The organism is Sphingobium sp. AP49 (assembly GCF_000281715.2).
Taxonomy (GTDB): Bacteria; Pseudomonadota; Alphaproteobacteria; order Sphingomonadales; family Sphingomonadaceae; genus Sphingobium.
Map to the genome: position 1 here is coordinate 2,417,690 of NZ_CP124576.1, position 10,606 is coordinate 2,428,295.

The 10,606-nt window shown below is 56.1% G+C and carries 9 protein-coding genes; 5 read left to right on the top strand and 4 right to left on the bottom strand.

The window, feature by feature from the left end:
* Window positions 1–208: 208 nt before the first annotated feature.
* From PMI04_RS11675 to PMI04_RS11690, 4 genes are all read left to right on the top strand, one after another.
* Window positions 209–1,402 carry an ISNCY family transposase gene (locus PMI04_RS11675; protein ID WP_007705451.1) on the top strand — a complete coding sequence of 398 codons (1,194 nt, stop codon included), beginning with the start codon at window positions 209–211 and terminating at the stop codon, window positions 1,400–1,402.
* A 1,081-nt stretch (window positions 1,403–2,483) separates the two neighbouring features.
* Window positions 2,484–2,945, top strand: coding sequence for an Lrp/AsnC family transcriptional regulator (locus PMI04_RS11680; protein WP_037485332.1), 462 nt, complete (start codon window positions 2,484–2,486; stop codon window positions 2,943–2,945).
* Window positions 2,946–2,987: 42 nt separating this feature from the next.
* Window positions 2,988–3,236 carry a hypothetical protein gene (locus tag PMI04_RS11685; RefSeq protein WP_007705456.1) on the top strand — a complete coding sequence of 83 codons (249 nt, stop codon included), beginning with the start codon at window positions 2,988–2,990 and terminating at the stop codon, window positions 3,234–3,236.
* 384 nt (window positions 3,237–3,620) lie between these two features.
* On the top strand, window positions 3,621–5,015 hold the full coding sequence (locus tag PMI04_RS11690; RefSeq protein WP_157178064.1) for a DUF4365 domain-containing protein: 1,395 nt from the start codon (window positions 3,621–3,623) through the stop codon (window positions 5,013–5,015).
* 52 nt (window positions 5,016–5,067) lie between these two features.
* Here the strand turns inward: PMI04_RS11690 and PMI04_RS11695 are convergent, their stop codons facing one another.
* Complete coding sequence (locus tag PMI04_RS11695) at window positions 5,068–5,886, bottom strand: hypothetical protein (RefSeq protein ID WP_007705460.1); 819 nt, start codon at window positions 5,884–5,886, stop codon at window positions 5,068–5,070.
* 534 nt (window positions 5,887–6,420) lie between these two features.
* Here PMI04_RS11695 and PMI04_RS11700 point away from each other — a divergent pair.
* Window positions 6,421–7,263, top strand: coding sequence for an SMP-30/gluconolactonase/LRE family protein (locus PMI04_RS11700; protein ID WP_007705463.1), 843 nt, complete (start codon window positions 6,421–6,423; stop codon window positions 7,261–7,263).
* Between the two features lie 22 nt (window positions 7,264–7,285).
* On the opposite strand, the gene PMI04_RS11705 is transcribed toward PMI04_RS11700, so the two are convergent.
* From PMI04_RS11705 to PMI04_RS11715, 3 genes are all read right to left on the bottom strand, one after another.
* Window positions 7,286–8,089: an enoyl-CoA hydratase/isomerase family protein gene (locus tag PMI04_RS11705; RefSeq protein WP_007705465.1), complete on the bottom strand. Its 804-nt coding sequence runs from the start codon at window positions 8,087–8,089 to the stop codon at window positions 7,286–7,288.
* Between the two features lie 33 nt (window positions 8,090–8,122).
* Complete coding sequence (locus PMI04_RS11710) at window positions 8,123–9,349, bottom strand: CoA transferase (RefSeq protein ID WP_007705467.1); 1,227 nt, start codon at window positions 9,347–9,349, stop codon at window positions 8,123–8,125.
* 151 nt (window positions 9,350–9,500) lie between these two features.
* Entirely contained in the window at window positions 9,501–10,421 is a 921-nt protein-coding gene (locus PMI04_RS11715) for an AraC family transcriptional regulator (protein ID WP_007705469.1), read from the bottom strand.
* Window positions 10,422–10,606 lie beyond the last annotated feature (185 nt).

The window sequence follows — 10,606 nt, forward strand, 5'->3', positions numbered from 1 at the left end:
GCCAAAATGACTTAAGGCATCCGCCTAAAAACGGCGCGCTTTCCGGCAAAAAGAAAAGGCCCCGCCCGGCAAGGCGCGGCCCTTTCGAAGATCAGGTTTCCCTACCGCCTCTTCTGCCAGAACCTGTGATCTTGTCAAGCTGCAGCGCATCTGCGGCTCCGCAGTCCCGCGCGCCTCATCCTAGCTGAAACACGGAAGAGGTATCATAATGTCACAAGCACATGTCCATCCTACGGCGTTTCCCCCCTCTCCCGCTCATGCTGGATTGCTGGACGGCAGTGAACGTGCTCGGAATGCATTCAGCAAGAAGCTCGTTCGTGCAGAAACGATCTTGTTACTGACCAACGGCGTAATCACTGCTGACGAGGCTCAAGCGCTTCTCGGATTGGGCAGAAGCCAAATCTATGCTTTGAGAGCATCTGCATCACGGAACGGGTCGCAGGCTACTTTCTTCGACCGAGTGCCTGCCCGCCCGAGCAACGCGCTGCCAGATAGTCTGAGGGCGCGGGCCATAGACCTGATCCGAGACGAATATCCCGACTATGGTCCAACACTTGTGACAGAGATGCTGCGCGATTCTCACGACATAAGAATTTCCCGAGAGACCGCCCGACAATGGATGATCCAAGCCGGGATCTGGGTTCCCAGCGGCGCCGATAGGCGCAAAATCTATCGGCTACGCAACAGGATGCTAAGCTATGGCGCTTTAATCCAGATTGATGGATCTGATCACGACTGGTTCGAAGATCGTGCCGAACGATGCACGGCTATGGTATATATCGACGATGCTACAAGTAGGATTCAAATTCTTCGGATGTACAGGAACGAAGATCAACATGCGTACCTAGAGACCTCTTTGGAATACATTTGTCGGTATGGCCGGCCCATCAGAATGCAGACTGATAAACACGCCGCAGTATTTTCGCAGGATGGGCCTACTATCTGGGGTAAAGCATTGACCGAGTTGACCATCTCTCACTCGCCTGCGAATTCGCCACAATCCAAAGGTAGGGTCGAGCGAACTCATCGAACGCTTCAAGACCGTCTGGTCAAAGCGTTTCGCAGGGAAGGCATATCGTCGATCGACGCCGCTAACGCATATCTTCCAGCATTCGTCGCAGCCTACAATGACCAGTTTAGCAAAGAAGCCAGATCGGCAGAGGATGTTCACCGTGAGGTGCCGGAACATATCGATTTAGATCGTACATTCTCTTCCAAGTGTAAGCGCAAGCTGGGACGGCAGCCCGAATTCAGCATCAATAACGCAAAATTCGTTGTAGAGGCGAATAAGCGCAATATCGGCCTTTCCGGCAAAAAAATTCATGTCGAGTTCACGCTCGAAAATAAGATGCGTATTTTCGGGCCTGATGGAGAGCTACGGTACTACGCTGTCGACGTTTGACATGAACAGCCGCGGTCTTTTGTGGGCTAATCGTCGCGCCGGGTGCTAACGTTGAAGAGGCTCCACTCGAGGTCGTCAGGCCTATTGCGAATAGTGATACCGTCAGGCAGGACGTACATGCATTCATTCGATCGCGCTGCGGTTGCTTCGGGATCAATACGAAGCGATGTGATGAAACCTTCGCTGTCAACGATCTGGCACCGCCCGTCCCGCCTCCAACCTAGAAAGGACACAGATAGGCTGCTCACGTGTTCAATTCGTTCATTCATGAGCAAATGAAAGAGTGGACGCATCACGCGATCAAGGTGCTCGGGACGTATCATTCCGTTGAAATCAAAAAGCATGGCGGTCCTCCTCAAATCTCAGGGGCGGACCGGCCAAGCCGGGTGTTGGAAACCTGATCGCTAGAGCAGGCGCATGCGCCTTTACCGGCAAGCCGGTTGGACATGCGCGCATGCCACCCGGCCTCAATGAAAGACCGAGTTCTAGCGAAATTGGGGTTTCCACGCCCCGTCACCGGACTGTGATCGATGACGGATAGAGCCGTCGCAGATTGATAAGCCGACGGCAAGGGGCCGTAATGCTATATCTGGTTGGGCTCCCCTCGGTTAGATATCGCCCCTCTTCTCGATCAACGATTAGGATAGTTGCCTTTAGGTCTTATGCGGACGCTTTGCTGGGTATTGGGCCTCCAATGAATGGCCTGAGGTAGCAAAATATTTGGGCAATTAAGATGTCTAGCTTTTGAGACGCCAACCGTTGCCACAAAGAAAGTCGATAGGCGTCGCGATGACGGTTAAAAATAGACATCAACAAAATTCCGAGCAGTGAACGTTATCTCCAAAGGAGTGCGGAAACACGACCATCAGCGTGCCACGATCAGCAGGAGAGCCGAATCACCCCGAGGGCGGAAGCCCATGCTCTTTCTGGTTGATTTTTCAGTTCCTGGTTTGAGCGCTCGTCCAACCATCCTCTCCGGACCGTCAGGAATTTTGCGTAAACTCGACAAAATGGTTTGAAATTTGAATACTTTGAAGTCTTATTGATGAGATAGTGCACGTGCATCGGGGTAGCGGTCATAATGCCTGAATTAGACGATACCGATCGCCGCATAATTAACATTCTGGCGCTGGATGGTAGGGCGTCCGACGTAAGCCTCGGCGAGCAAATTCACCTCTCCAGCACTGCGATCTGTCGCCGCCGGAGAAATTTGGAAGATTCCGGTATTATCAAGGACTACTCTGCAAATTTGGACATGAAGGCGCTCGGGTTTGGCGTAAAAATTTTCATATCAATAGAATTGCAATCGCATGCGGATACCATGATGGGTGAATTCGAGGGCGCAATATTACAATGTCCTTCGGTCAGTTTCTGCGCTCTTGTATCCGGAGATACCTACTTGGTCGCGGTTAACGTTCGATCAATCGAAGATTATGACGCTATCTATCGCAAAGAATTGTCCGCCCTCCCCCATATATCGCGCATCGAAAGCAACATCATGCTCCGTGAGGTAGCGAACCGTAAAGCTGCGCCGATAGCCTAATAGCGGCTTTTGGACCGCGCCAGATTGAGGATGATGTCAGGCATGATGGTCGTGAAAGTTGAAATCTGGCCGGGCGGTAGCGAGGATTACGCACTCGAAATCGGGCGCCTGGAAATCGCAAATCTAAGCAATCTCGCGGATGTCAGCGATTACGCAGTTCGACTGCGCCAAACGGCCGCTGAGCAGTTGGAGGTTAGGCCGATCGACGCACGCACGATAATCAAAGCGCATACTCGGCGTGACGGCCCATGGGCGTTGATCAAACGCGCGCTCGATCAAATTCTCGCGTGAGCTTTGAGCGCCATACGACAGGGTTGATCTGCCCCCCTCCGCGAGTGGGCCGATTGGATCTTCGAGGCAAAGAGCCGCTTCCTTCGGCCGCTATGCCATTCTGGATGCCCGAGATTGGCAGGGCCTGGCCGATTGTGGGAAGGCGGGTTTCGGGAAGCCGACGTGGCATAGCTGCCATTCTTTCGGACGGGGAATAGAAGCGACTGGTGACCAGATTCGGCCATCCTTGGGTCGCTGCCCGAATGAACGGCTTCGCCGTTAGGAGACGGGCAACTGCAATGTGCCATGGACCTACATTGTGGATGCTCATTCACCAGCATCAATAAAGCAGGCATGTTCGGCGATACGCTGATATTGCGCAAGGACGAAATAGAGGTATAAATAGTGACGCGCAAACGATCCAAAAATGCAAGGACAGAGCGTGCCGGGATTAATGCTGTCGATGACGCATGCACTGCGCTTGACTTGATTTGGCGTGATCTGTTTCAAGAAGACGTTGGTGTTGATGGAACCATAGAAGTTTGCATCGGAGAGTTCCCTTCCGGCAAGTTGGTCGGCGCTCAGGTCAAATCCGGAAGCAGTTACATCCGATCTGAATCTGCTTCTGGGTTCCGATTTTATCCCGACGCGGATGATTTGGCTTATTGGGGCCAGCTATCGATTCCGCTATTTCTGTTTGTCCACAACCCTGCGGATCGCAGTATCTATTGGGTAGATGTAACGAAGCATATTCAGGAGCGGACTACCGATCCCCTCGGCCCGCCCTATATCGCTTTTTCAAAATCCAATCGGATCAACGAGGATTTCTACCATTATCTCACGAGCCTTTTCGACCTGACAAGCTACGGCGACGCAAAATTCGCGGCTGTCCGTGCCGAGCTCGAAGCAATTTCGCATACTGACGGCGTCGGTAGTGGACGTGTCACCGTAACGGGTCTTGATCTTTTCACCGGTGGGCTTTGGGGATTATGCAGCAAATTGCAGTTTCATTCGAGCTTGCTTTCTGACCTTTTCAGAAAGGCGGTAAATGTAGCTCGGGAAGATGTTGTCGTGCGCTACAGCTTTTCAAGAGGCGCCCTCTATCCGTTCTTCACACGATATATCGATGTGCTTATGCGTCATCATCTCGCACTGATTGATGGAGCGGACATCAACCATTCGCTGTATGCGAAACTCGAATTTCCGACATTCCTCGCGCCGCTCACGCTCAACGGGCGACGCTTCGTGAAGTACCTGCGCAGCAATGGCCGCGAAGATGCCCATGACAATCGCTTCTTCACGCTCACTCTTGTCCCGCACACCCAGATTGAGGTGTATGCGAGCTTCGAGGAGAGCGATGTGGGTGGGCGCTTCGGCCCTTATACGGACGTCCTTAGTATCTCTTTCAATCCCCATCTGGACTATTATCGTTTGATCCACTGGCGTCGCGCCTCGCCAGAATCGAGGCCGGAAAAACTTGCAGACCAAACGATTTATTTTTTCGAGCTAATTGACCATCTGGATCGAAGCTTTGGAAAGCTCGACAAGGATGTCATCCTTCTGAGACACCTCGATCAACCGCTCACACCGCTGATTTCCTGGCTTGAGTCTTGGTACGGCATCGAGCAGCCTTTCTCAGCATCGGTATTCGAGGGGAAGAGCAACCTCGAGATGTTTGGGTTTCACGATGAGCTCAGTTCGATCATGGGCGCGGCCGGCGTCATGGAAATCTCCGAGCCGGCGCTCCCTGAGTTCCCGCTCAGAAGACTGGCAAGCGGTGAGATCATGAAGATCGATTAGAGGCTGCCAACGCTATCATGACGTTGTTGCGTTTTAGCTTTTCCTCCGAACCTTAGCAGAAAAGGCTCTTCGCTATTCGATCGATATCAAGAATGATTTTGGAGTTATTTGTCTGCGAAGCGATCAATGCTTGTTCGATGTCTGCTGCTAGTGCTCTAATATCTTCATCGGCCATTTCCTTGCCAATAAAAGTCTTGACGCGTGTCCATAAATTTCTGGTTAGCATCTGGTCATATCTGGCAAGGAGGTCATTGACTTTTTCCTCCACTGGGTCTGCTTCCCTTTCCGAAAATCCGAATTCGTCGGTGATTGCATCGACCACAGGTGTGAGGCCATCTAACTCACCAAGGGTGTTTGGTGAAATTTCGGCGGGGCCCTCTGGAAAGAGGATTCTTGCGACCAACTCTCCGCAGCTCCGGCCGTCCGATGCAACTTCAACCTTCCGCCTGGTGCGCTCGAAAAAATCTGCAACCACTTTGCTATCGAGTAGCTCTCGACCCTCACTGCTGAGATCGATAAGTGCTTTCAGCTTTTCGATGTTGGCGTAAGGGAAGCCCAGTTCCCAAGCTACCCGACCGATCAACAGCGACGTATCTGGCGTGTCAAACGGCCTTAGAAGTTTGGCTGGATCGGCTATCTTATGTCCGAGAATGCGTTGACCGGTCGCGTCACTCCAGGTGCTGACGTGAAACGCGCCAAGAGAGACCCGCTCTCCTGGCCCCGGAGAGTGAATGAAGATGAGTTGGTTCAGCACAAGGCTCGCATGGCCGAATCGCTGATTTTCCGTTCCGGTGTTTGACGCGATCTTTGGCATCCCGGATTCGAGAAGGATGTCGCCGGGTTTCAACTTCGCCAAGTTCAGTATAGGCACTCAGAATGTTCCTTTTGAGCTTCTCGATATTAAACAGGTGCATTGCTGCGCACGCTGATTCTTAAGGGGCTATAAACCGCTCACCATCAAAATGGCACTTTCCGCGCGGGGCTTGGTTTCGCTGGGACTGCTACTTTTTTCCAATTTGCTGACCGCGTCAGCCTCGCGCGGCCAGCAGTTCGGCCGATGTCGCGCAAGCGATAATCGTCGCCGCATTTCTGAATTGGCCGGTAGCGAAATCACGGGCTTGGGCCACACATGCTTCCCCTAACGAGATTTTGTGATTGCCGACGCGATCCTGCGGACGTCGCCGATACGGCTGTAGGGAATAATCCGCGGATTCTCCGAGGCGACCGGGAAGCGGCTCACCACGAGATGTTCGACCCGATCGAGCCCCAGTGCACACGCCGCCTGAAGGGACATAAGTTTCGCGATAGCGCCGAATAGGTCGGCCTAGACACAAACCTACTGCCATTCTCGGATGCCCCGGCGCTAAACACTTCACTTCACAACGCATAAATGTGGGAGAGCATCATGGAATGCTTGGCGGAGGATCTGGCCTTTCCGGAAGGGCCGGTTGTGATGGCGGACGGCTCGGTCATTGTGGTCGAATTGCTGGGCGGGCGCGTCACGCGCTGTTGGAACGGGAGGACCGAAACCGTTTGCGAGACTGGTGGCGGCCCTAATGGTGCGGCCATCGGACCTGACGGCGCGCTTTGGATTTGCAACAACGGCGGGTTGTTGCCGGGCACCGAACGCGGCCCCGGCCGAATCGAGCGGATCGATCTTGCCACGGGCCGCTTCGAGCGCGTCTATGATAGCTGCGACGGGGTTCACCTATGCGGCCCAAACGATCTCGTCTTCGATGATGCGGGCCAACTGTGGTTCACCGATAATGGCAGTGATCACGAACATCACAGAATGATCGGCGGCCTGTTTGCGGCCCGGGCGGATGGATCACAGATCACTGCCATCAATCGGCGCGCGATTTCTTACAACGGCATCGGTCTCTCGCCCGACCAATCGCATGTCTATGTGGCCGACACCTCGCAGGCGCGTCTCTACCGCTATGACAATTGCGTTGAAGCGCAGCAGCCGCACTACATCGCCACTGGCATCGGACCTTCCGGCTTTGACTCGCTCGCGGTGACACATGGCGGCAATATCTGCATCGCCAATGTGTTCGGTGGCGGCATCACCACTGTGACGCCCGACGGCCAAGTATCGGTGTTGCCCATTCCCGAAGAATACTATGTCACCAACATCGCCTTCGGGGGCGAGGACATGCGGGACGCCTACATTACGCTGTCTGGCAGCGGAAAACTGGTGCGCATGCGGTGGGAGGAGCCGGGGCTCAGGCTCGCCTTCAACGGCTGAGCCCAAGCCCCGTAATGCATGCCTAGCCCGGCAATCCTTCCGGAATCCAGTTCGGTTGGCGCTTTTCCATGAACGAATTCATGCCCTCGCGCGCTTCACTGTTCGGGCTCATCAGCGAGACGAACATCGTTTCGTAGTCGATTGGTGGGTATTGCTGATTTAGCATGCGTTTGACGTGTGCGCGGCATTCGGGGGCCGTCTGGAGAATCTCGATGGCGGCCTTGCGCGCTTCGGCTTCAAGATCTTCATGTTTGCAGATGCGCGAAATGAGACCGATCCGGTGCGCTTCCGCAGCGTCGATCTTGCGCGCAGACAGCAAGAGGTCGCGTGCCTGGGCCATGCCGACGTGAGCGGGCAGCATGGCCGCGTAGCTTGCATCGACGATGCCCCGCAGCAGTTCCGGTACGCGAAAGGTCGCCTGTTCGGAAACAACAGCAATGTCAGACATCATGGCGACCAACAGTCCGCCCGCCTGGCAAATGCCGTTCACCGCCGATATCACCGGCGCCACGCTCTCGCGTATGGCGATGAACGGAAGCGTCTCGTAGGTAAGGCCTTCAGGAGCTGGCCGGTCTCCTTCCTCATAACGACCGCCTAGGTCGCCGCCCGGTGCGAACGCGTCACCAGTGCCAGTGATGATCAGCGCGCGATAGTCCTTATCGCGGTTCACCCGCCGCACGGCCTGCTTGATCCCGAAATACATCGAGGGCGTGAAAGCGTTACGAGCCTTGGGCCGATCTATGATGCACCAGGCAATCGGGCCTTCGCGCTCGATCCTGAGATTCTTCGTGCCGAGATCCCAGTCCACAACTTCGCGATTGCTCATCCTACTCTCCATTTATGTAAGTGCGCTGCGACGTCAGGCGATTGCACCGCTGGCCTTGAGCGCTTCGATGCTTTCCCATTCGAAGCCAGCTTCCATCAGCACCAACTCGGTATGTTCAGACGCCTGCGGCGCGCGCGTGGTTTCGACCGGCGAATGATCGAACTGGACAGGCCCACGCACCAGTTTGATCGGCGCGCCGCCGTCTATCGCCTCGACTTCGAAAAGCATGTCGTTGGCGAGGGCTTGCTCGTCATGGGCGAGATCAAGCAGGCTTTGGAACGGAGCCCACTGGCCGGAGAAGGCCTTCAGCTGTTCTCGCCAGTAAGCAAAGGTCTGGGCATTGAACTGGCGGTTGATCACTTCGCCCGCAGCCTGCCAATTTTCGAGCAACTTCTCGGCCGTTGAGAAGCGGGGATCCTCAGCCGCCTCGGGCACGCCGATCACTGTGAACAGGCTGCGAATGTGAGGTCCGGGGATCAGCGTGCACAGGTTGATCGTGCCGCCGTCCGATGTGCGGAAATTGCCCATGAAGGGATTGCCGGGGTTGGCCCCCGAGCGCGGCATGCCCACGCGCATCGCCATTCCGGCTTCAAGCTGGATGTCGAGCGCGCTGCCGGCCGACCACCAGGCGGTGCTCAACAACGAGACGTCGAGCTCCACCGCCTTGCCGGTGCGTTCGCGGTGGAACAGCGCGGCGGAGATGCCGCCGGCAATGTTCATGCCGCCGGTGGAATCGCCGAATGCGGGGATGCCCTGGGTCAGCGGTCCCTCGAGTTCGCCGGGGCTCAGCGTCCAGCCCACGCCGCTGCGGGTCCAGAAGGCAGTACCGTCAAAGCCGCCAACGTCGCGTTCTGGCCCTTTGTCGCCGTAGGCACTGCCGCGTGCGTAGATGATGTTCGGATTGATCGCGCGAATGTGCTCGATGTCGATCTTCAGCTTTTGACGCAGGCCCGGCAGATAGTTGGTCAGAAACACATCGGCGGTCTTGGCCAGTTGGTAGATCACCTCCTGGCCCTCGGCCGTGGAGATGTCGACGCCGACGCTGCGCTTGCCCCGGTTGGGGTGCTCCATCATCGTGTTGCGAAGCGGATCGAGCTTCATGCCGCCCATGTTGATGAAGCCGCGCATGGCATCGCCGCGCGTCGGATGCTCGATCTTGAAGACGTCCGCGCCCCAGTCGGCAAGGATCGCGCCCGCCGCCGGCACGAACGTGTGCTGTGCCACTTCAAGAATGCGTATGCCTTCCATCACTCGGGTCATCGTACCTGTCTCCGGTGTATCTGCTCGCCGAGGTCCGTCGCGCAGGGGATAGATTGAGGCAATGGCGGACACTTGCTCGATTGCGACGAACTAGCGTCAGGACGCCATGGAACTTGCATTTAGGGAAACGGAGCCGATTGCTCTGCCGCAGCTATGTTTTGCTACGGGTTGCCCGGAAGCTTCGCGGGCTTTCCCCGATCGAGCGGCGAAATGCAGTGGAAAAGGCCGTTGCCGTGGTAAAACCCACCTGCGCCGCGACTTCGCCGATCGGAAGGTCGGTGTGTTGCAACAGCGCCTTTGCTCGATCCAACGTCAGGTCCTGAACGAAGGCACCGACCGTCCGGCCAGTTTCCTCCCGGAACGCCCGCATCAGCTGGCGGCGGCTTAGGCCGCATAGCTCGGCGAGTTCTCCGAGAGTCGGCAGAGTGGCACCATCTTGTATCCTGGCTTCGATCGTCCGCAGTCGCCACGGCGAGAGGCCGCCTTTTCGCGCGGCGTTGGCTTCCATTTGGCGGAGGATTCTTAGCGTCTCTGCGAGCAGGGTAACACCCAGGCCTTCGACCATCAGTTCTGATGCAAAGCCCGGTTCTCGGACTTCGCGCGCCATCCGGTGCAGGATATCCCGCACACGATCGAACGGCATATTCATGCAGGTCCGCCAGACGGGCGCAGCATCTGTGCCAATCTTCAGCTCGTCCCGGAGTTGCTGATCAACCGCCAATTCAACGAAGAGTGTGCGCTGGCTACCGGGCCCGCCTTGGGCGAGATAGCGCTGCCCTGCTGGAATGAAAAAGAGCTCACCCACCGGATGATAGCCGCCCTCCATGCCTTCGAAGCGGCCACGCGCGCTCAGCGGTCTGCCCGTCAGGCTGAGGTTGAAGAAATAGGAATCGCCCGAATACCATTGCCCCGCGACCTGTTCGTCACGTTCTTGGGCCACAAGGCTGGCGGAAATCGTCGAAGAGCAGACGCGAACGGCTTCCAGTTCGGCGCTTTGGCCGGCCTGCAAGTGCAGCAGGCTGTAGCTTTTGCCTTCAGGATTTGCCGATCTCACCCACATATATTCTGCCATTTTCCGCGAGCTCGCGGACTCGGTCTCCGACGTTGCGCCAGGCGCCTCACAGCATGACCAACCTGTTGCCAGTTTGAGGTGATCCCAGCTGATGACCTTGTCAAGGCGAGCGACGACGACAACGCGGTTGCGGATTATGGCGTCGACGATGGCCTGCCATCGTTGCCTCCGTTCAGTCGCTGTTC

Coding starts and splice junctions, on each gene's coding strand:
- PMI04_RS11675 (WP_007705451.1), top strand. CDS start 209: ATGTCACAAGCACATGTCCATCCTACGGCGTTTCCCCCCTCTCCCGCT.
- PMI04_RS11680 (WP_037485332.1), top strand. CDS start 2,484: ATGCCTGAATTAGACGATACCGATCGCCGCATAATTAACATTCTGGCG.
- PMI04_RS11685 (WP_007705456.1), top strand. CDS start 2,988: ATGATGGTCGTGAAAGTTGAAATCTGGCCGGGCGGTAGCGAGGATTAC.
- PMI04_RS11700 (WP_007705463.1), top strand. CDS start 6,421: ATGGAATGCTTGGCGGAGGATCTGGCCTTTCCGGAAGGGCCGGTTGTG.
- PMI04_RS11705 (WP_007705465.1), bottom strand. CDS start 8,089: ATGAGCAATCGCGAAGTTGTGGACTGGGATCTCGGCACGAAGAATCTC.
- PMI04_RS11710 (WP_007705467.1), bottom strand. CDS start 9,349: ATGACCCGAGTGATGGAAGGCATACGCATTCTTGAAGTGGCACAGCAC.
- PMI04_RS11715 (WP_007705469.1), bottom strand. CDS start 10,421: ATGGCAGAATATATGTGGGTGAGATCGGCAAATCCTGAAGGCAAAAGC.